This is a genomic window from Deinococcus sp. Arct2-2 (assembly GCF_004801315.1).
In the GTDB taxonomy this organism is placed as follows: Bacteria; Deinococcota; Deinococci; order Deinococcales; family Deinococcaceae; genus Deinococcus.
This window is the reverse complement of the sequence record NZ_SSNW01000024.1, coordinates 19,206-40,497: the sequence shown is the minus strand read 5'-3', so window position 1 is coordinate 40,497 and position 21,292 is coordinate 19,206. Positions and strand designations below refer to the sequence as shown.

Genomic DNA, 21,292 nt, shown 5'->3' with positions numbered 1-21,292 from the left:
TTAGATGAATGGGGCGGGGGAGGGCGGAGTTAAGACTTGGGTTTCTGGCGGGCCTGCCGCTTGGTTTGCGTTTCTTCGGGCGGCAAGTCGTCGGCTTCCTGTTCCCAGTCGGCAAACAGGCGTGCGGTGGCGGCCCGTACCACCTCCAAGCGGGCTTTGGCGAGGGCCTCTTCCACTTCCGGGCGGCGGGTCTGGGCTTCCAATTCTTCCCGGCCTGAGGTGGTTCCGGTTTGGCCCCCGGCCCGCGCCACCCGCACAAACGAGCCGAAACGGGCGCGGTCTCTGGGGGCCATCAGCAGTACCGTTTTGTTGCCCGGTGCATCGGTTCGGGCCTGTTCCTTGTCTGTGTTCATTTTGTCTGTGCCCAGCCCGCCCGATTTGGGGGCCGCCTGCACACTCCACGGGGCCAGCAAATGCCGCTCCAGCCACGCGCTGCGCCCAAACCAGCCGCTCTGGGTCAGCAGGGTCTGCTGAAAGTCTGGCATGGACACCGTCTGTCCTGCATTGCCACTTCTGGAACGCAAGTACGCCCGCAGCAACTCGGTGCGCTCGGCCCGCAGTTCTTCCAGATCCTCCGGGCGCAGGTGCGATTCCCGCCTAAAATCCTCCTCATTGATCTGCCCTGCAGGGCGCGGCTCTGTGGCGAGGGCGCGGGTTCGCTCCTCGGCCACCAATGGGGCGTCGGTTGCGGCGTGAAGCTGCACATTCAGCGGCACGCCCTGAAGCAGCGCCCGCAAGGCGTCCTCGGTGGGAACGGCTTGCTCTGCCCGTTCCTGCGCCGTGCCGCTCTGGGCCGCCTGCCGCCCACGCCTTAGCCGCGCCAACAGAGAAGTGGGTGTGTCCTGATCGTTGCTGGCAGAATCGGTCTGCTCAAGGTCAGGTTGAGCAAGATGAGCTTGTGCGGTATCAGTCTGGACAGCCTGCGGGCTACCTTCCGCCTGATTCTGTTCTAACCCCGGAGGGCGGCTTTGGTCTGTGCGGTCTGCTTTGCCCCCATCTGGCGTGGCCCAAGCCAGCCCCGCTTCGCCCGGTTTCACCTTCGCCAACTCCTTGGGCAACGCTTCGGGCGCTCCTTTCTGTGCGGCCTGTCCCTGCGTCTCATATTCCGGCAACTGGGTCATGTGCGCCTCCTCGATTCATTGGCTAAGCGCCGTTTCAGCACGCTGTAGACCTGCTGGGCCAGTTCATCCAAGTTGGTTTGTTGAGCTTTGGACGGCTGGCGTGAAGTGGCGCTGGCTGGGGTGGAAGAAGACGGCGGCGAAGCTGGAGCGGCGCTGCTTGGTGCAGGACTAGGGGCAGGCGGTGGAGGAGGCGCGGGTTCTGTCACTTGGCGGTCTGTGGACGCGGCATAGATAGGTGCGGGCGCACCGGAAAAAGGCGCACTCGCAAAAGCAGCGCTGGAAACGGGCGGCGGGGCCAACTGAGCGGCGGGCGCTTGGAACGCTGGAGCCGCCGCTGGAGCAGTCGCACTTCTGCTGTCTTCCCAAAACGGCATCGGTTCCCAAGGGGCGGGCAGGCGGGCAGACGCGGGGGTATGGGTTGAAGGGACAGCGTCTGGAGCGGCAACTGGCGTGGGTTCAACTGGGGCCAAGCGGGATGGTGTAACACTCCTCGGCAGACTGCGCGGCGCTTGTGCAGTGGGGCTGGCAAATGAACTCACCGGGTCGAGGGTGCGGTTTTGCAGACTGGGCTGGCCCTGCGCTCTGGCCGACGCCCGCACCGCGCCCTCGACTTGCAGCGCCAAGCCTTCTTCGCCTCTGGGGGGAGGTGCGCCCTGCACCAGCCGGGGCACGAAATCGGGTGTGCGGGCGCGGAGGGCGTGTGTCAATTCATGCGCCAACACGCCCAAGCCAGCGGGTGACCTCAGGTCAATATTCGGCCCCAAAATCACCGTGTCGCCCACCGTGAGAGCTTCGGCGCGGCGCTGGTTCAAGACCGCCTGTGTGGCCGCGTGCTGCACGATAGGAATATCGTTGACCCGCACGCCTAGCGCCCTGTTCATCTGTGCCTGCACCGAGGGAGCCAAGACCGAAAACGCAGGCGCAGTGGGAGCGGGCAACGAAGGCAGAAGCGGGCGAGGGGAGGGCGGCACAGGCAGCGCAAGCCGCATGGGCGCAGACGCCACCGAAGTCGCCACCACCGATGAACCTACGGTTCCCTGAGCCATCGGCGTGCGTTCTGCGCTGACCGATTGGGGCTGCGGCAGGTTGAGAGTCTCCCTGGTTGCTTGCCAAAGCGTTGGCTGCGGCAGTGCTGTCTGGGACAAGAATTGACCGACGGGTGGCAAAGCCGGGCCACCGGGCAGCGGGTCGGTTGCGCTGGATGGGGCAAGGTTTGGGCGGGCAGAGTTGAACGGTGCGGGATTGAAGAGTGCAGGGCCAACTGGTGCGGGCGAATTGGGCAGCACGGGGGAGGGCAGAGCAGAGAAATTGGGGAGAGCGAACAGGCTAGGTGGCGTGTCAGAAGCCAAATTCAGAGCCAGTGGGCCGGACGTGTACGGCGTAGGCAAGGCAGGCATGGGCACACTCGCCTGAGGGAAAGAACTGGATGAGGTTGGCGCTGACGTTTGAAACTCATAGCTCTGGAATCCTTGCTCTGAAGATTCCCAGCCCGGTGCAAGTTCGAGCTGGGGTGTGCCCAACCGCATCGTTTCGAGCAGCGGCGCAAAAGCCTGTGCCTCAGCCGTCTGTTCTGCATTTGCTTGCAGCTCAGCTTCTTGCCGCTGCAAAGCAGGCAGGCTGAGCCCTACATCTGCGGGAATGGAGCGCACCGGAGAGGCCGCCACTGGAGCCAAGCCACTTGCTTGCCCGATCAGTGTGGGACGGGGCACTTCATTCACGGGGCGACTGTTCGGCACAAATCCCTGTGCCAGCGGGGGCGCAAGAGGCGGGCCAAACGCAGTCGCCCTAAGGTTCTGGATGTCTGGGAATCCGGTTGGGATAGGGTTGAGGGGCAGGGGATTGATGGACAAGAAGTTCAAAGACGCAGGGGCACTGGCTCCGCGCTGTGTGGCACCTGCACCCACCGGAATAAAAGGCAATTCAAGCACCGCCGCTGGAAGCGTGGGTATCAGCAGATTCGGCTCCGGCAGGGGCGCGGGCAGAGGCCCAGAGTAAGTTTCAGCAATCGGCTGGCTCAGCTCCCAAATCGCAGTGGAGTTGGGTTCCGCATCTCCTGGGGTAAAGATCGCCGGAACGGTAGGAGCCACCTGCACCGCTTGGGCCAGTTTCCGTGCCACGTCGTTGTGAGACAAGTCAGACGCGCCGTCCTGAACGGTGGGGACGCGCAACGGCACCTCTGCCTCTGCCACTGCTTGAGCGGGTGCGGGCTGAGGCAGAGGCACAACAATAGGAACCGGATTGGGATGCTGCGCCGTGCCGAGACCCTCTGTTGCGCTGGGCTGCTGAACCGCTCCGGCGCGGGCAAGAGGCAGAGCAGGTTCGGCTTTAAAGGGAGCAGGCACAGGAGACGTAGGAGCCAGCGGCGACAGCAGACCAATTGGCTGAAACTGGGGAAGAGGGGCAACAGTCGGCAGGCCAAGAGGTTCGCCTAGCTGTGGCACCGCAAGCACCGCACTTGCCTCAGCCACAGCCGCCAGCACTTCTGGCCCCGGTTCAGTCACTGCCTGCCGCTCTGCATCTGTCGCGGTAGGCAGTGGCCGGGTCGCCAAATCCAGCAAGGCGGCGCTGGATGGGCGGGCGGGCGCACCTCGCAGCGCGGCCAGTTGTCCGGGTGGAAAGGTCTCCGCCGTCAGTGGAGTTGGTGCGAGCGGCACAGGTTCGGACTCAATCGCCTGATCGGTCAAAGGAACAGCTTGAACAGTGGGTAAATCGACAACGACAGGCAAGCCGACGTCTGGCACAAGCTGAGGCTCTTGCGTGACAAGTTGCACCGCTTGAGGCGTAGCAGCAGTGAGGTCATTCAAATCCGTCTCAAGAAACTCAGGCCGTGCTGGAATAGGTGGGCTTTGTCTGAGGTTGACCGCCTGTGGCACAGCTCCCACGTCACTGCTCTCTACGCTCAACGGCAATCCGGGCGTCAAAGCGGCGGCAGGTACAGCGGCCATCCCGACATCTGGCGCTGAACTATGGCCCTCTTCGTCGGTCTGATCTGCGGTTTGAGAACGGGCCTGCGGTTCTCGCGGCGTCTGGCCCGGTGCAGCAGGCGCAGGATTGGGCGCAGCGGCGGGTTTGGCAGCGGCGGCCTGTCCATCGGCGCGGGGCCGAGCAGGAGCGGCATTGGCGGTGGCTGGACGCTCGGACGCCCCCCGCTCGCCGCTGGGCCGGGCGGTTGCGCGGAATCGTGCTGCTGTGCTGGGGGCCGCAGGAGCCGCACTCGCAGCAGTGGGTGCAGCAGGATGTGGAGTGGGGCTTGGCGCAGTGCTGACAGCCTCTTGCACCGGAGTGTGCGCGGCGGGTGCGCGGCGCAGTTGTCCCGTCGTCAATTCCTCGAAGCTCAGCATCCGCGTTTCGGTGGTGCCTTCGTCCTCGGCGTCGGCCATGCGGTTCAGGCGGTCAAACACCGACATGACCTCGGCGTGCGCCAGCTCCTCGAACACGGGCGCGGCAGGCGTGCGGGGCGCAGTGCTGGACGAACCGCTCGCCTCTGCCTCAGAGGGTGGACGGCGGGTAGGGCGCGGCCTGCGCGGCAAAATCACCCCAATCTCCTGATCGCCTCCCCGCATGATGGCCTCAATCGCCTTCAGTTCGTCGGCCCCCATCCGCTGCTCTGCGGGCGTGACAGGTTCGGCGGCAGTCTCGGGGAGCGGCGCGAGTTCTACAGGAGAAGACGGCTCCGAAACAGCAGCTTGGGCGGGCTGCACCGGGGGTTGATCAATCTGCGGCGTTTCTGCGGTACCTGTTGCCTGCTCGCTCGCCGCCTCACGCTGCTCCGTTGGGGCTGGGGAGGCAATGTCTGCGGCTGGAGGCTGAGGAGCCTGTTTGACTGGTCGATCGTCCACAGGCATCTGAGGGGAAGAAGGTTGCGTCAGAGGTGTCCGCGGAGCGGCTCCCGTTGGCGTTGGGGCAGCGTCGGCAGGGGATTGGGTGGCACTTGGAGCGAGCGAAGCTGTGCCCGCTTCTGCGCTGACTTGTGCGGGTTCGGCCTGAGTCGCAGGCTGTTCGGGTATGGCGGCTGGCGCTTGGGCTGTATTGACCGGGACTGGTGCGGGAGGGTCTAGCTTAGGAGGGATAAGGTCAACAGCAGACCCAAGGCGTTGCGCTTCGGGAGCCGGAGGAATTGACACGGGTGGAGGAGCGACAGTAGCAGACTGGACTTCGGGCAATTTCGCGTCCACGACGACAGGAGCAGCGGGAGCTAAAGCCGCATCCAACAGCGGCGCAGCGTCTGGAAAAGCTTGTGCTGGAATGGGTGGGACTGGATTGGTGGCGTCTGCCTGAGGAGTCGGCACAGGTGGGGCCACTGGTTCGGAGGCTACACCCTCTTGCCGCACCGGGGCCGCTTCCGGTTGTGCCGAGCCGAGATCATTCAGTGCCAGAACTTCCCTGAACGTGGCGCGGCGCGGAAAAGTCTTGGCGGGCGCGTCGGCTCCGGCTGGGGCCTCCTGAGCTTCCGCACGGGGCAGCACGGCGGGCAGCGGCGTTGGATTCATCAGCTCAGCACGGGTTAGGAGCTGCTGAGGACTGCGCGTGGCGTCAGCCGGAACCTCGGCAACGGGCGAGGTCTGGGGCGTCTCTGCGGCTGCTTCTGAGGTGAAATACGCAGGCTCAGAGGTGGCACTAAGATCAACAGATGGAGCAATCTCGGTTTGGGTGGGGCTTAAAAAAGGGACTTCTGGAATGGGTGGAACGAAAGTAGGTGGGACTGAAATGGGTGGAGCTGACACGGGTGCAGTAGCCGTAGGCGCACTCGCAAAGGGCGCATTCGGAGTCGGTACAGAGACCGCCTGTAGCGGTTGGGCTTGTGGCGATTCAGCTCGTGCTGGGGCCGAGAGCGGGCGGTTCCATTCCGGCTCGTCGGCAAAAAAGGGTGCGGAGGTATCCGGCACAGCTGCGGCGGGCGGAGCCACCAAGCGGGCGGGCACGCGCCACACGGTAGTTGCTTTGGGAGCGGCGACTGGCGCGGACGTGAGGGGAGCGGCTGAGACTTGCCCCGTCCACACACTTGTCAGTCCGGTGGGAGCGCTCATTCCAAATTCCTGCTGTGTCACCGCCAAAAATTCGGTGTGGCGCAGGTTGTCCAATCGGGTTTTGAAAGTTGACATGGCCCCTCCTCTCTGGGTGACTTGGCTTGAAGTGTGTCAGGGGGCGGTTCCAGCGTCAGGTATTGAGCAGCAGCACGCCTTTATAGGTCAGTTCCAGCGTTTCTATAGCGGCGGTGTCGCCCGTAGCCGCCAATGCTGGGCCGCTCCATTTGACGGGATAGGCCTCCAGCAGCTCATAGCGGGCCAGCAAGTCGCCGTTCGTGCGAAACGTCCGAACCGTAATAGTGCGGCGGTCCATCACGCCCTGCATGATCCGCAGATACCAGTGCAGCAGTTCGTTGCCCACCGTCACGCCCCGTTTGAGGGTCACGTTGCCTGCCCGCGAACGCACCGGAATTTTCAGCACGCTGTCGTTCACGCCGCCTTCGATCACGTCCATCGTTTCTGTTTCCAGTTGCAGGCCCGAAATTTCGGAAAATACGGCCCGCTCCATCTGGTCTACGGCGATGTGATACCGCTGACTGGCGTGCGCCTGAAAGCGGTCAACCTGTTCTCTGGTCAGTTCATGCTGGCCGACAAACTTCTTGGTCATGCGGTTCCCCTCAGCGTCCGCTGCCCTGCCGCAGCCCTCCTAGACGCAGGTCTTCTTGCAGCAGGCGGTACACCCGCTCGGCCAAGTCGTCCAGATCGATGCCCGCCGGAGCTGCCTTAGGCCGAGCAGCCGTAGCCTGTTTGGGCGCTTGCTCCCCCGCTTGGCCCCCGCCTGCTGGCCCCGGCCCGCTCACAGCATTTCTCCCTGAGCCGCCTCAACCCCCTGAGACAAATCAAGTTCCAGAATGGCCTGACAGTGCGGACACTGCGTTTCGATGAGCCGGGGTTCTTGCGGTGCAGGAGCGGGCGCAGCCTGAGCCGCCGCGAACGAAGGCTGAGGCATCCTCGCCCCCGCCGAATTCAGGTTGCTGTACACCTGCTGCAAATAAGAGAAATCAAGTGCAGCAAGCGACGCCACCAGTTCCGGCGTGACCGTGCGGTACGGCCCCAGCCACGTCATCACCCGCGCCAGTACCAACAGGCCGTAGTAGGCCTCGTTGGCACGCACGCGCGGGTCGCCCATCGGCTCAATTTCATCCAGCGCCGTTGCCAGCCGCATGCCGCCCTGCTGAAAGGCCCGCCCGTCCGGGCTGACCAATCCCACCGGAAGCGTAAACGTGTACTCGGCGGCCATCATTCCTTACTCACTGCACGCGCTTATAGCCTTCGTGCGTAATGGTCAGCTCTTCGACGGCCACTTCGTTGCTCTTGGCGTCGTAAGTGGGACCGTTGAGTTTGCTGGGCCACGCCCGGTCAAAGGTCCAGCGGGCCACGGCTTCGCCTTTTTGGTTGTACAGCGTAATGGTGCCGCTGCGGCGAGCGGCGTCGATGTCGCCCTCCTCCACTTGTCTGCGCCACTGCCACATGTCCATCGTGTCGGTGATGCCGCGCTTGAGCACGATGTCGGTGTAGGCCATCGTTCCGGGTTCGCGGATCAGGACAGGGCGTCCGCGCTCGTCGGTGGCCTTATACTCCACGATCTTGCTCTCGCTGCCGAGGCCGGTGCATTCGCGGAAGGCACCCTTGACGCCGTTCTGAAAATCGACGGCAAAATACGCTGCTACCAACGGGTCTTTATGTGATGCGGTCATAGATCCTCCTCAAAGAAACTAGGGGCCGGGTCATGAGGCGGCCAGAATGCGGACGAACGAGGAAGCGGAGGGCGGGGCGGGTTGCTGAACTGGTCTGAACCTGCCCCAAGAAAATTACTGACCGCCGCCGGCGTACTGGCTGAAGCGGAAGCGGATAAATTCGGCGGGCTTGACGGGCGCGATGCCGATCTCGATCTGCAAGATGCCCCGGTCACGCAGTTCAGGCGGGTTCAGTTCTTCATCGCACTTAACGTAAAAGGCTTCGCGTGGGTTTTGCCCGAACAGCGCACCTTCACGCCACACCGTCATCAGGAAGGCGGTGATGTCGCGGCGAATTTTGGCCCAGAGCGTGTCGTCGTTCGGCTCAAACACGGCCCACTGCGTGCCTTGCTCCACGCTCTTTTCGATGTAGTTGAACAGGCGGCGTACTGGCACGTAGCGCCAGCGGGCGTCGCTGGACAGGGTGCGTGCGCCCCAGACCCGCACGCCCATGCCGCTGAAGCTGCGGATGCAGTTCACGCCGATGGGGTTCAGGATGTCCTGCTCACTGCGGGTAATTTGAATGCTGGGACTCAGCACGCCGCGCACGATTTCGTTGGCGGGCGCTTTATGCACGCCGCGCTCCACGTCACTGCGGGCATAGATTCCGGCCACGAAGCCGCTGGGCGGCACCATCATTGGCTGACCGTCGGGGCCGTTGATCTTCATCCACGGGTAGTACATGGCGGCATACGAGGAGTCGAAATTGGTGGTCTTCTCGCGCCACTCTTTGACCTGCTGCGGCGTCAGATCAGGCGGCGTATCCAAGATTGCCATGCGGTTTTGCGCCCGTTCGCAGTGGTCGATCAGGGCACGCTGCACCGCGTGAACGCCGTTCAGGTCGATCAGACCCTGCTGATAGGCACTCATCAGATCGGGCACACAGATCATGCTCACGTCTTCGGCGACTTCCAGCCCTTCAATGCCGGTGCGGCCTTCCAGCGAGCCTACGAAGGTATTGCTGGGCATGCTCAGATTGCCTGCATTCAGCGGGTTGACGTGATTCTTAAGCAGGTACGAGCCGTGTTCCGGCGCACGTTCGGCCAACGCCCCTGTGATGCTGGCTTCGGTCACTTCGATCAGGGTGCTGTCGCGGTTAACCACTTCCGTGACGTGGCGCGGGTGCTTTTTGCCGAGGCTCAGATTGAGAAACGTCTCGGTCACGTCGTCGCGGGTCACGCGCAAGGTGAACAGCCCAGCGTCTTCTTCAGGCGGCTTCTGGTCTTTAGACAGCGGGTCTCTCGGCCCGTCTTTGGGCGCGTCCTTGTCGGGTGTGGGCGGCAGCACTTCCAACTGAATATCGCTGGTTTGTGCGCCACGCGCTGCAATGCTCAGAGACGGCACAGCGCGGCTGGCCCGGCTGGGCAGTTGCAGCGGGCGCACATCGTCGATGGTTTTGCCCTTGTTGCCTGCCGGAGCGGTGGCCGGGGCCAGTCTCACCACGTAACAGCGCGTTCCACCGTTATTGAAGTAGGCGTAGACCGCGTGGGCCAAATACGCCTTGTCCATATATGGATTGCGCGCGCCCGTCGCTTCACCGCTGCCGAAGATTTCGGTGAACTGCTGCCAATTGGCCACAAAGATGGGCGTATTGGTAGGGCCGCTGGGGGCAAACCCGACAAAAGCTGCCGTCGTCGTACTGATGCCTTCAATTGGGCGTGGGCCAGCACTCGATTCTTCTATGTAGATGCCGGGGGAAAGAAACTCTGCCATTTTCACCTCTACGTACCGGGAAACAGCTCAACCCATCGGCACAGGAACTATGAAATACTATGAGTGGAGGATGAAGTGAAGGATAGACCACACATGCTGAACGGAGCATAACCAGCTTGGCAGCACTAGATGAGCAAAAGATTATAAATTTTCAAGTGCCGTCTTCATTCCTTGCACAGGTTACTGCTATGTGATTTAGTTCGATATTGAATCAAATAGAATGCGAACAGAGTTGGGCTGAATCGAATTCGGAGAGGCGGGGTTCAACTGGCGTTGACCGTAAATTGCGTCGGCGTCAGGAGGGCCAAACAGCCCAATTTGTCGCTTTGCCGGGCGATGGGTTTTCCCTCTGCCCGCACGGTGGGAGAGCCGGTAATGATCACCTGCGGCCCGTGAAACGGCTCTGGGCAGGGATCGCCCAATCGGGCCACTGGAATCCCGCCTGCGCGGACGGTCACGGCCCCAGTGGTCACGACTCCCCCGTGAATGCTGGGATCACCGACGCGGTGCACACTTGGCATGAACAACCTCCTTCTGAGGAACGGACTGCTGAACTGAGGGGGGACGGAAGCCCAGTATGCCGCACGCTGGCGCGGAGGGGAGCCGCAAGTCCAGCAGTACAGTCCTTAACTGTTCTTGGGCAAGAGGAATAGACGAACTTATGTGTTATTTTTCACATCTTGCCCGCGCCGCCATGCTCGCTTGTCACGCCAGCCGCAGGGCCGCGCTGTCTAGAATGCCTGCATGCTCAGCCAGATTCATGACGCCCTGCGAACGCTGCTGTTCGAGGAAGCCCGCTTGCCCGAAGACCAACTCGATATCCGCTTCGGCACGCCGACGGGCGACTGGGTGTCGGGGCTGACCCGGCCTACCGTCAACTTTTTTATGCACGACATCACCGAAAATATGGAGCTGCGGCGCATGGATCAGATGACGGTGCAAGACCGGGGCCGCGTCGTGCAGCATCTTGCCCCGCGCCGAATCAATCTGCGCTACCTGATCACAGTGTTTTTCAAGGCCCAAACCGACGACTCGGGCCGCGATGAATGGGAAGTGCTGTGGCGTGTGCTGGCCGCCCTGATGCGCCATCCCGACTGGCCCGAAGAGGCGCTGCCCCAAGTGGTGCGGCGGCTGGGTCTGACGGTACACGGGCGCGTGGCCCAACCTGACGGCCCGCGCACCGGCGAGCTGTTCAGCGGCCTCGGCCTGAGCCTGCGCCCGCACCTGACCTACACGCTGACTGTGCCGCTTGACCTTGATGTACAGCAGGTCAGCCGCCTCGTGCTGGAGCGCGATACGTCGCTGAATCTGGTGGGCGACCCAGAACCGGCACTGCACAGCGCCCGCAGTTCTTGGCGAGTGCAGAGTGTATCGGGGCAACCCCTAGAGGGTGTGTTGGTCACTGCCAGTACAGGCGTTCAGGGCTACACCGACGCGGCAGGGCTGGTCACACTCGATCTGCTCCTGAGCGCCGCCGGGTCGTTTACCCTGCAGGCTCCGTCAGGTCAGGTGCAACAGGTAGAGCCAGATTTGGAAACGAACGTGCTGACCTTCGCCTGAGGAGGCTAAAACGCTTTCCTCAGCGCAACTCGCACTTATACAAATAGACCCGGCTCGCCTTCAAGAACATCATCACAAACTCTGTCGAGCTTGCGTCTTTGACGATAGCCCGGTACAAATCTCTGTCGTTGAAATTAGATTTGAATTGAAACGCACGGTTTTTTGCGGCTTGCTCTTTGAGGGTTTCGTCCAGCACCAGCGCCACGATTTTAAACTGTGAGGCGGTGATGGCCTTGGGAGTCGGAGCAGGTTGCGCCTCGATGCTGCCCATACAGTGACGACCCGAGTAGGCAAAAGCATGGGCGTCGATGCCTGCGCGGGTGGTCTGATCTACCGTTTGGGCGTGAACCGAACCTGTGTGGGTCGCCAAGCACAGGGCCAGATAGGTTCCGAGGGCAATAGTTTTCATGAGAGCACTATAAGGTCAGCCAGAGTCGGTGCAGGCCGCAACTCCAGCAGGGGATGAGAGCGTTTCGCCCACGCCTCCTTAAATCTCACTTACACCGGCCAAGCACGAACAACACTCCCGCCCACTACCCTAAACCAATGGATCAGACACGGCAGGCGGGGCCAACTGCGGAAACGCTCTCATCAGCGATTCGGCTTCCTGCGGCGGCCCCAGCAAGTAGCCCTGCACGTAGTCGCAGTTGTGGCGGCGTAAAAAGTCCAGTTGCTCCGGGCGCTCCACGCCTTCTACAGTCACGGCCAAATCCAGCGCGTGGGCCAGATTCATCACTGCCTTGACCAGCACTTCGTCGCGGATGGCGGCGGCCAAATCTCCGCCCACTTTGGCCGTAAAGGTGGCGTCTATTTTCAGGGCGTCGATGGGGTACTGCTTGAGGTAAGCGAGGTTGGAATAGCCTGTGCCGAAGTCGTCCACCACTACGCGCACGCCCAAGTCTTTGAGGCGTTCCAACGTCGTCTCGGCGTGCTGCGCCTGCACCAGCATGCTTTCGGTGAGTTCCAGTTCAAGGTGATGGGCTTCCAGTCCCGCGGCCGTCAGTGCCCGCGTTACAGTCTCGATCAGGTCAGGCCGCTGAAATTGCCGCGCCGAGAGGTTGACGGCCATGCGGAGATGCGGCACCCGCGTCACCCACGCCGCCGCCTGAAGGCAGGCTTGGCGCAGCACCCACGCGCCGATGGGCACGATCAATCCTGTCACTTCGGCCAGCGGAATGAACTCGCCGGGCAAAATCAGGCCCAGTTCGGGGTGTTGCCAGCGCAGCAGGGCTTCGGCCCCCACCAGTTCTCCGGTGCGGGTGTCCAGTTGCGGCTGATACTCCAGCCTGAATTCCCGGCGTTCTAGGGCGCGGTGCAGCCCACTTTCCAGGGTCATGGCGGTCAGCGGTTCGTCCGCGCCCGTGCGGTACAGCGCGTAGCCGCCGCCCTGCCGTTTGGCCTGATACATGGCGCTGTCGGCCTGCTGAATCAGGAGTTCGGTGCGGGCACTGCGGCGCGGCAATACGCTGAAGCCGACGCTGAGCTGCATAAAAATCTCGCGCCCCGCGAGCACGAACGGTTGACTGAAGGTGTGCAGCAAGCGCCCCGCCACCTGCTGTACCTGCTGCGGCGTGGCCGCCCTGCCCATCAGCAGCAAAAACTCGTCGCCGCCCATGCGGGCCAGCAGGTCGCCCGGTTCCAACGCCCCCTGCAGCCGCACCGCCACTTGCTGAAGTAAGGCGTCCCCGACGCTGTGGCCGAGGGTATCGTTGATGGTTTTGAAGCGGTCAAGATCCATCAGGCCCACGCCGATGGGTTGCTCACCCCCCGTCTCTGTGGGCAGCGTTTCCGTATTCAGCGCCCGCTCCAGCTCGCGCTCGAACAGCGCCCGGTTGGGCAGGCCCGTCAGCGCGTCATACAGGGCCAGCCGCTCCAGCACCGCCTGAGATGCCGAACGCTCCATGACCAGCGCCGCCAAGCCCGCCGCCGCCTCCAACTTGGCGCGGGCATCTGCATCCGGCGCAGCGTCGGTCTGACCATGTACCCGTAGCGTCCCTAACAGGTGGCCTGTGCTGCTGGCAATAGGCTGAGTCCACTGGGCTGCACTGGCCGCCGTGCCCGGTGTCAGCCAGCCGCTTTGATTCGCCTCGCCCCGCGCCGTAAAGATAGTGGGCGGCTCCTCCGGCACCACGATCACCGCCCGCTGGCCTTCGAACTGGCGCTCCACACTGTCTACCAAGCGGGCCAACACCTGCACCAGCGGCGCATTGTTGGCGGCCAGTTCCCACACCTGCGCCCGGTCTGTGCCGGGAGAATCGCTGGTAGGGGAGCGGGGTGAGTCGGGAACCCTTTTGCGCCGCGCCGCGCTCCAGTGGGCCAGCCAATGCGTCAAGGCACCGCGCCCATCCCTCACCGGACTCAGCGACAGGTCGGCCCAGACGCTGTGGCCCCCTTTGTGCAGCCGGGGGACCTGCGCCCGCACACTGTGACCAAGCCGCACGCTTTCGCGTAACCGGTCTAGGGTTTGTGGAGGAGTCTCCGGTCCCAACAGGCTCCACAGAGGCTGCCCCGACAGTTCAGGCGCAGTGAAGCCCGTCTGGTGGAGCCAGGCCGAATTGAGATGCAGGATGCGTGGCTCCAGCTCGCCGATTCCGGCGCTGCTCAACACAGCTACCCCGTCCCCAAAGTGGCTCAAGGCGGCAGACAAGGGCGGGAGCGTTTCTGACCCTTCCGTGTCTGGAGCCTCTAGTGGGGCAGCATTGCCGCTCGACAACTGCTGGAGAAAACTGGCGAGCGCGGCCAACACTTCCGGCTGAAGTTCAGATGTAGTCTCAGCCGAAGCTGCCACGCCTCCCCACAAGGTCAATTCTCCGCGAAGCTCGCCCAGTTCGAAAGCATATCGCCGCGGAGATGCAGCGCCGTCGCTGGCAGGCAGCGCCGATTCCCACACCACATCGCCCGTACTGAGCCGCACACTCGCCGCCTGTGATTGCGCCATCTGCGCGCACAAGGTCAGCCAACGGGCAACCTCGGCTTGCGAAGGTTTAGCCTGAGACAACGGAGACAGCAGAGAAGCCCAATCGGGTGGCCGAGCGCCAGACGAAACAAGGTGAGATAAAATGATGCCAGACAAAACAACCTCAACGCCGAAGATAAAGCGCCTAAGTTGTTTTGCCTAGCCGCGCCGCCAATCTGTTAAGAAAGACCTTCTGTCAAGATAACGGTGGGCTATGAACTTCTTTACAGCAAGAGGCGGGCTAATGACCCACTCAGAAATTAGATCGTGATGAAAGTTCTATTGAATCTCCTAGAGTTGCTAAATGATTGTCTAAATAGACGTTTGTCTTTTGAGCTAACCACCACTTCTCTAAATCGTCACGGCGACTTTGCCCCGGACGGTTGGGCCTTCTGCATACTGGTGCGCCGCGACAATCTCAGACAAGAGAAAAGTGCGGTCTAGCGGCACTCGCAGCACACCGTCGTCGATCAGGCGGGCCAGATAAGTCAGGTCTTGACTGCGTTCTTTGGTCATCACGCTGGCAAAGCGCGGGCCGCTGCGGGCCAACATGCCGCCAATGTCACTGGGGCTGGTAGGAATAGGCCGGGTCGAGACGTACACGCCCGCCTCGCCCAAGTGCGGTTTCACGGCTGCAAATTTCAGGGCGGGCGGCGTATCGAACACCACGTCCCAAGGTTCGCCCTGCCAAGCTTGCGCGAGGTCTTGGGTGTCCAGCACCGCGTCGGCCCCGAGGCTCCGCACAAAGTCCAGTTTTTCTTTGCGGGCCACTCCGGTCACCACTGCACCAAAATGTTTGGCAAGCTGCACCCCAAACGCCCCGATGCCGCCCGATGCGCCGTGGACCAGCACCCGTGCGCCCGGACGCAGGTTCGGCCCCGCACCTGCCCGGAGTGCTTGGAGCGCGGTGAGGCCCGACAGCGGAACGGCGGCGGCTTCAGTCCAACTGACGCTATTGGGGGCCAGCGCCACACGTGAGGCTTTGGCATTCACATATTCCGCCGCGCCACCGCCGCTGTGTCCCAGCAGCGAGTACACGCGCTGGCCCACCTCGAAGGCGCTGACCTGACGGCCCACCCGCACCACCTCGCCCGCCACGTCCAGCCCCACCGTAAACGGGCGGCGCACGCTGAAACGGATCGGGCCTTCTCCCCGGCGCAGGCCCAGATCGGTGCCGTTGATGCTGGACGCGTGGACGCGAATCAGGACTTGATCGTCGGCTGGGTGCGGCCAAGCCACCTCGTCGAGTTGCAGGACTTCCGGGCCTCCGAAGCTGTGAAACCGTGCGGCTCTCATGGGTGCAGGCTAGCGGGCAGGGGTGAAACGGAAGGCGAGATGTCTTGGGATGCTCTTGGGAGATGGGCCACACGTCCTACAAGCCAGACCTTACTTTCCTAGGACGCCCCAACGCCGCAATTGCCGTAGCATCAACAGGCCCGCGCCCACCAGCAAGCCCGCCCGCAACACTTGGCCGCGCCGACTTAGCGGTGGCAGGCTAATGATTCCACTCGTGCCAGTTACAGCGGGCTGCACCACATATCTTCCCTGCACAGGCCGTGCCAGTTCGTCAAAGTTGTGGGCCAAGCGGCGCAGGGCGTCCTGCAGTTCTCTCCCCGCCAGCGGGTCGCCGTGCCCAGTTACTGCCAGCGCAGGCTCCAGCGCGGCCAGTTTCTGCACCGAAGAGCGGGTCTGATCTCAGTCAGGCGTGCAGTAAGCGGGCGGGCGGTGAACCAACTGGGGCCGCAGCGTCAGCGCCCCCGTGACCCGCTCCTGCACAGTGGTGACGAAGGCGTCGCCCGCGATCAAGAGCCGGTCTGCTTCCCGCCACAGTGAGACGTGCCCCGGCGCGTGCCCCGCCGTGTCAAGAAACGCCCAGCCCTTCAGCGCCGCCAACTCTGGAAGCTCACCGAGGGGCCGAATCTGCGGGCGAAAATCCAAGGGGCCGGGCACGAACAGTGGGGAGAGGGCGCTCATGCTGCCGCCCACCGTCGGATCAGGCGGCGGGTAGGCCGATTGCCCGGTCAGGTAAGGCAGCTCCAGCCGGTGGGCGTAAATAGGCACATTAGGCTACTGAAGCAGTGGCCCCCACAGCCCGCCGATATGATCGAGGTGCCCGTGCGCCAAGACGGTGGCTTCGGGCCGTGCACCCGTACCGTAGCGGGCCTGCGCCGCCCGCAGAATCAGGGGGCCGCTGCCCGGTGCGCCCGCATCCACCAACACCCAAGGCTGCCCCGGCTCGCCCAACAAGAAGGCGTTTGCCAACGGCAGCCTCAGCCGTTCCACGTCGGGTGCAAGGATTTGCCGCCCGCCAAACGCCGAAACGCGGGCGTGCAGATCGGGCCTGAATTCCAATACTTTGTGGGTCATGCTCCACTGTGCCCAGAGGTGCGCCGGCGGGGATGAAGGAACGCCAGCGAAACCTTCAGAGATTGCGTGTGTGGAACGTGATGGAGCTAAAACTGGCCTGCCTCCGCGATGCTTAGCGGCGCAAGCCAGACAAGCAGAGGTGCGGCTCAGTTTTCCATGTCCGTCCGGGCACGCGGCCAGTCACTCACGCGGCTGATGTCACTCAGGTCGTCGTCGCTGAGGTTCAGATTGACGGTGCCCAGCAGTTCGTTCAGTTGGTCAACGCTGTTGGCACCGATAATCGGCGCGGTCACAGCGGGCTGACGCAAGAGCCACGCCAGCGAAACCTGTGCAACAGGAACCCCATGACGCTCGGCCACCGCCACCAGCGTCTCAATCGTGTCAAAGTTTTGATCGCTGAAGCGCCGCGCCGCGTTTTCACTGGCCCGCACGCTTTCTGGAAGGGGCAGGCCCCGGCGGTATTTCCCGGTGAGCATTCCGCCGCCGAGGGGACTCCACGGCACCACGCCGATGCCGTATTCCACCGCCACGCGCTGCAACTCGCGCTCGAAATTGGCCCGCGTGGGCGAGAGCAGGCTGTATTCCGGCTGAATGCTGACGTAACTTTCCAGCCCTCGGCGGTCACTCGTCCACAGCGCTTCCATCAGCCGCCACGCGCTGTAGTTGGAGCAGCCCAAGTAGCGCACATAGCCCCGCTGCACCAGTTCCGAAAAGGCCGAGAGCGTTTCCTCAATGGGCGTTTGGCTGTCGATCCAATGCGCCTGATACAGGTCGATGTGATCGACTTGTAAGCGGCGCAGGCTGTCTTCGCAGGCCTTCAAAATCCAGCGGCGAGACAGGCCTTCGCGTTGGTGAATCGTGCTGCGCCCTTCTGAGGCTTTTTCGCCCATGCCGCCCCGCACTTTGGTGGCAATTACAAGTTGGTCACGGTTGCCGCGTGCCTTGATCCAGCGCCCGATAATCTCTTCGGAAATGCCGCCGGGGTTGCCTGGAGTCCACGTGGTGTAGATGTCGGCGGTATCTATAAAATTGCCGCCCGCTGCCACATAAGCGTCCATGATTTCAAACGACGTGGCCTCGTCGGCGCTCCAGCCGAACTGCATGGTGCCGAGGCCGAGGGGAAACAGCTGCAGGCCGCTGCGGCCCAGTCTGCGGTAGGTGGTCATGGGGTGCCTCCGAAAAAACAGTAAGGGCGAAGGAGTGGAAAGACGCCTGACTGTAGCGGGTGGCAGCCTGATTCTGTAGGCGGGCGGCCTTGAGCGAGTCCATAAGAACCGCGTTCAGGCCGGGGTGGGGACGATGGAGTCGCCAATTCTTGCTCAGTGAAAGGGTTCGCCCGGCAGGGGCATCAGCGGCGCTTGGCCTTCGCAGCCCAGCGACTGAACCGTGAGGGCCAGATCCACTGCCCGGAAGGTGAGTTCCAGCGGCCCTGCCCCGCTTTGCCCCGACAACTGAAACCAGCCGCCCAGTGGCAGCACGCCGCCGAAGCGGTGAATCACTGCGCCGCACAGATGATCGGGCAGCGGCGCGGTGGAATAGCATACCCGCTCGGCTGCTCCGGTGCGGATAGACAAGGCGTAGGGGTGGGCGGCGTCTAGGTCGGCAGTGGGGAGATTCAGCATGTCTAGGCGGGCCACCAATGTCCAGCGTCCGGCGGACACTTTGGGCCACGCCAGCACCAATAGAGGCGGCGGCCCCCCGAGCCCGCGCCGCAGCACCTCCAACATCCCGCTTGCGAGGGCGATCCGGTAGCCGTTGGCCGTCCTGATCTCGCGCCGAGGCTGATCGAGGGCCAAACCCAGAGGCGCACGCGGCTGGACTTGAACGCGCGTGAAACGGGAAACCGCTGGATTTGAGGGTGTTGCGGCTTCGGCCGGCGCAACCTTTGACACTTCTGGTACTGCGCTTTCACACACTGCGTCTTCAGCCGATCCACCTGCCGACAGCGGCGTCCGGAAGGGCCGCTGCGCCCGCAACAAGTCAGCCCATTGGCGGCGCACCACCTGCCGTTCGGGCGCCGGCAGTAAGCCGGCCAACGCCACGCGCAAGGTTTCGCTGGCAAACGTCAAGTGAGATTCGGCGTCGCTGGGGCGGTGGGTCAGTTCTGGTAGGCGCAAGGTTTCGGTGGTGCCGGCCCCAACAACAGGCCGTGTTTTATAGCCGTACTGAGCAGGCGTGGGGCGGCGTCGCCCAGCACGGCGGCGGCCACCTCGGGCTTGAAGCGGTCATGAATCTGGGCCAGCCGCGACAGACTGTCCAATACGTCTTCCGGCAGATACGACAGCTCCGACAGCGTCACGCTCCGAATCTCGTCGGGCATCCGGCTCTGGCTGCTGGGCTGCTGAAAGAGGGCCTGTGCGTACAGCGGCGAGCCTTCCGACTGCTGGGCCAACCGCGCCGCCAGTGTCCAAGCGTCTTGTGTGAGTTGACCTGTGGGTTGTGGTTCACGCATCGCCTGCAACACGCCCTGAATCCCCAGCGGCAGCATTGAAATTCGGTGGGTGCGAGTCCAGTCCACTTGACCGAGCGCGCTCTGAAGCGCCTGCGGCGAACGCTGAAGCGGAGTAGACAGCACCAGTACCAGGGGCAGCGGCAAATCCAGTGTAAACCGCACGCCGTTGGTCACCCAATCGCTGGCTTCGGCGGCGTTGTGAACGGCGATCACCACCGGCTTGCCGGTTCGTTCCAAAAGGTCGGCCATCTGGATCAGGTCGCCGCCGCCGTGAGTCGGCAGGGTGGGGGCGGCCCTCCCAGACGGCACCAAGCGGGCCAAGTTTTGAAGGAGAGCGGCCCGGAGCAAGGTGGTCTGGGCCGATCCTTGAAGCTGGATGAGGTGCCAAGGCGTGCCCGACACCGCTGCCTGAAGTACAGGGCGCTGAGCGCCACTGTGGCCCCGAAACAGCACCAGTTGAGGCGCGTGCAGAGCTGCCTGCATGACCCCTCGGAAAGCGGCTACCGTATCGGGCCACTGAAAATGCAGTGGAGGATGCAGAGACAACGCGGCGAGCGGGCCGGCACTGTGGGCGCCCGGCCCCCCGGCCCCCTGCACGCTCAGGCCTAACAGGTCGGCGCGGGCCTGCACCAATTCGGCGGCCTGCGCTTCCCCTTGCCGCTCGAACCGCCGGTAGACCTGCGTCAACAGGTCTTCGAGGTGGTCACTGATCCGGCTTCTGCGCTGATCTACCCAGGCGCGGAACTCCAGCGATCCGAGGTCTTCCAGCCCGTATCTGATTAGCCCTAGGGCAGCAGGTGGTGAGGCAATCAGCGGGGTGCCGCGCGAACCTGCAGACCGACCAAGACATCCAGTGGGTGCTGTGCTTGTCGCTTGGCCGTCTCCACCACACTTTTGACCATGGCGTAGCTGTCAGCCCCTCCTTGGGTTTTGCTGCACTGCGAGACCTTGCGGGCGATGACCCCAGACCGCAGAGCGCGCTCTGCGGCATTGTTCGTCGGTGGGATGCTGGGGTCGTCCAAGAATCTCAAGAGGTTCCCGCGCCGATGGTGTTTGAGCAATCCCTTGCGGAGCCGCTCATTGACGTTGCTCTGAAGCGGCGGACGGTCGAGGAGCCCGGTGATGCAGGTGTGGATGGCGTACCCGGCGCCCTGGTACTGCACCAGGGTGATCTCTTTGCGGCTGAGTTGCCAATGCAGGCTGTGCGCGTCCCCAAAGGCCTGCAGCAACCGGGTGGCGTACATGATCCCCTGTCCACGGCGGCCTTCTTGCAGCACCACGGCTTCTTGCAGGTTGCGAATGACGTGCCGGATGCATTTCTGGTGCTGGCCTGTCGTGAAGGCCGCATGATCGTAGACGTTGTATCGATCTGCCACGAGCGTGCCCCCAAAGGTCTCTCCCAGCAGCTCTTTGAGCTGCTGGTGGGTGTGCTGCGTACGGATCTGGAACAAGACCTGCTGCGGGGCGCAGGCCACTTGCAGCCAGGCCTGCACGCCCTTGATTCGCCAGCCAGTGTCATCCTGATGCATCACGGGCGCGGCTTGAACGGCGTCCTTGATCCCCTGATAGGCCGTCGCCATGGGTGTGCCAGCAGCTGTTGTGCGGCTGGTGGCTTGATTCACCGCACTCTGTGTCACTGAGAGGCCGCACAGCGCCTGCAACACGTCCGGCACTTTTCGCTCTGGCAGACCTAGCCCATGGTGCAGGTACTGCATGGCGGCAATCAAGCGAGAACCCAGTCGGTGGGCTGTTGCGCCCCGTTGCGTGCGGCACAGCTCCGGATGTTCGCCTCGAACATCCTTCCCACAGTTCGGGCACGTCGTGACGGGCACGTTGTACTGGGTGATCTCAGGCTTCACCAGAGGCAGCTCAGTGATGAACGCCAGATCCGTCTTGTACGCTGCCCTATTCAACGGCGTCTGGCAGAACGGGCAGTGGTTGGCGGGTTCCAGGTCAATGACGCGCGTGACCGTGTCACGCGCTGGAGCCTGCTTGTAGGTGAACGTCCCTTCCCCCACTCGTCGACCCGGTCGTTTCGGGTCAGCCTTGGGCGCTTCGCGGCTGTGCGGCGCCACGTACCGCTTCACCTGCCGCTCTATCCGCTTTTTCAGCCGGGCATTCTCTTCAATCAGGAGCTTGATCTGTGCAGCCTGCTCGGCAATTTGGGCTGCTTGCTCAGCAAGCAACTGGAGCAACGCTTCGCGAGTCAACTCCTCCGACACCACGCTAGCCTAGCGGACACAACCTCGGCCTGTCATCCCCACAATCACCCTGCTCCTGACCGCCGAACCGACAGCGCTTGTATGTTGGAGTCGGGACTGAGACTCGGTAGATCGCTCGTGGCGCATGGTCGAAAAGAC

At 63.2% G+C, this 21,292-nt stretch carries 17 protein-coding genes and 1 pseudogene; 1 reads left to right on the top strand and 17 read right to left on the bottom strand.

The window, feature by feature from the left end; all coding sequences use genetic code 11:
- Positions 1-29: 29 nt before the first annotated feature.
- The 8 genes from E7T06_RS11585 to E7T06_RS11550 form a co-directional block, all read right to left on the bottom strand.
- On the bottom strand, positions 30-1,121 hold the full coding sequence (locus tag E7T06_RS11585) for a hypothetical protein (protein WP_136365947.1): 1,092 nt from the start codon (positions 1,119-1,121) through the stop codon (positions 30-32).
- Positions 1,118-6,223, bottom strand: a complete 5,106-nt coding sequence (locus E7T06_RS11580) for a DUF4157 domain-containing protein (protein ID WP_136365946.1) — start codon at positions 6,221-6,223, stop codon at positions 1,118-1,120. Before E7T06_RS11580 ends, E7T06_RS11585 begins: the two co-directional genes overlap by 4 nt.
- Positions 6,224-6,278: 55 nt before the next feature.
- The gene (locus E7T06_RS11575; protein WP_136365945.1) at positions 6,279-6,755 is read right to left on the bottom strand and encodes a phage tail protein; all 477 of its coding nucleotides are present in this window, start codon (positions 6,753-6,755) and stop codon (positions 6,279-6,281) included.
- Between the two features lie 10 nt (positions 6,756-6,765).
- A complete protein-coding gene (locus E7T06_RS11570; RefSeq protein ID WP_136365944.1) occupies positions 6,766-6,948 on the bottom strand; it encodes a hypothetical protein in 183 nt (60 codons plus the stop codon).
- A complete protein-coding gene (locus E7T06_RS11565) occupies positions 6,945-7,391 on the bottom strand; it encodes a hypothetical protein (protein ID WP_136365943.1) in 447 nt (148 codons plus the stop codon). The genes E7T06_RS11570 and E7T06_RS11565 overlap by 4 nt, the downstream gene beginning before the upstream one ends.
- Positions 7,392-7,398: 7 nt before the next feature.
- Entirely contained in the window at positions 7,399-7,845 is a 447-nt protein-coding gene (locus tag E7T06_RS11560; RefSeq protein ID WP_026298618.1) for a phage tail protein, read from the bottom strand.
- Between the two features lie 114 nt (positions 7,846-7,959).
- On the bottom strand, positions 7,960-9,597 hold the full coding sequence (locus E7T06_RS11555) for a phage tail sheath subtilisin-like domain-containing protein (protein WP_136365942.1): 1,638 nt from the start codon (positions 9,595-9,597) through the stop codon (positions 7,960-7,962).
- 263 nt (positions 9,598-9,860) lie between these two features.
- Positions 9,861-10,118: a PAAR domain-containing protein gene (locus tag E7T06_RS11550; protein WP_136365941.1), complete on the bottom strand. Its 258-nt coding sequence runs from the start codon at positions 10,116-10,118 to the stop codon at positions 9,861-9,863.
- Positions 10,119-10,341: 223 nt separating this feature from the next.
- Here E7T06_RS11550 and E7T06_RS11545 point away from each other — a divergent pair, with 223 nt between their 5' ends.
- Positions 10,342-11,157: a DUF4255 domain-containing protein gene (locus E7T06_RS11545; protein WP_136365940.1), complete on the top strand. Its 816-nt coding sequence runs from the start codon at positions 10,342-10,344 to the stop codon at positions 11,155-11,157.
- A 19-nt stretch (positions 11,158-11,176) separates the two neighbouring features.
- Here the strand turns inward: E7T06_RS11545 and E7T06_RS11540 are convergent, their stop codons facing one another.
- The 9 genes and pseudogenes from E7T06_RS11540 to E7T06_RS11505 all read right to left on the bottom strand — a co-directional run bounded on the left by E7T06_RS11540 (position 11,177) and on the right by E7T06_RS11505 (position 21,154).
- Positions 11,177-11,566, bottom strand: a complete 390-nt coding sequence (locus E7T06_RS11540; protein WP_136365939.1) for a hypothetical protein — start codon at positions 11,564-11,566, stop codon at positions 11,177-11,179.
- A gap of 129 nt (positions 11,567-11,695) precedes the next feature.
- Positions 11,696-14,095 (bottom strand): GGDEF domain-containing protein, encoded by a 2,400-nt coding sequence (locus E7T06_RS11535; protein ID WP_136365938.1) that lies wholly within the window; start codon positions 14,093-14,095, stop codon positions 11,696-11,698.
- 369 nt (positions 14,096-14,464) lie between these two features.
- The gene (locus tag E7T06_RS11530; RefSeq protein ID WP_136365937.1) at positions 14,465-15,409 is read right to left on the bottom strand and encodes an NADP-dependent oxidoreductase; all 945 of its coding nucleotides are present in this window, start codon (positions 15,407-15,409) and stop codon (positions 14,465-14,467) included.
- Positions 15,410-15,499: 90 nt separating this feature from the next.
- Positions 15,500-15,790, bottom strand: coding sequence for a hypothetical protein (locus tag E7T06_RS21795; protein WP_240741011.1), 291 nt, complete (start codon positions 15,788-15,790; stop codon positions 15,500-15,502).
- 18 nt (positions 15,791-15,808) lie between these two features.
- Positions 15,809-16,480 (bottom strand): annotated as a pseudogene (locus E7T06_RS21790) (MBL fold metallo-hydrolase).
- Positions 16,481-16,626: 146 nt separating this feature from the next.
- Positions 16,627-17,646 (bottom strand): aldo/keto reductase, encoded by a 1,020-nt coding sequence (locus E7T06_RS11520; RefSeq protein ID WP_136365936.1) that lies wholly within the window; start codon positions 17,644-17,646, stop codon positions 16,627-16,629.
- A 153-nt stretch (positions 17,647-17,799) separates the two neighbouring features.
- Entirely contained in the window at positions 17,800-18,597 is a 798-nt protein-coding gene (locus E7T06_RS11515; protein WP_136365935.1) for a hypothetical protein, read from the bottom strand.
- Positions 18,579-19,619, bottom strand: coding sequence for a hypothetical protein (locus E7T06_RS11510; protein ID WP_136365934.1), 1,041 nt, complete (start codon positions 19,617-19,619; stop codon positions 18,579-18,581). The genes E7T06_RS11515 and E7T06_RS11510 overlap by 19 nt, the downstream gene beginning before the upstream one ends.
- A 122-nt stretch (positions 19,620-19,741) precedes the next feature.
- A complete protein-coding gene (locus E7T06_RS11505) occupies positions 19,742-21,154 on the bottom strand; it encodes an IS66 family transposase (protein WP_168733497.1) in 1,413 nt (470 codons plus the stop codon).
- Positions 21,155-21,292: the final 138 nt, after the last annotated feature.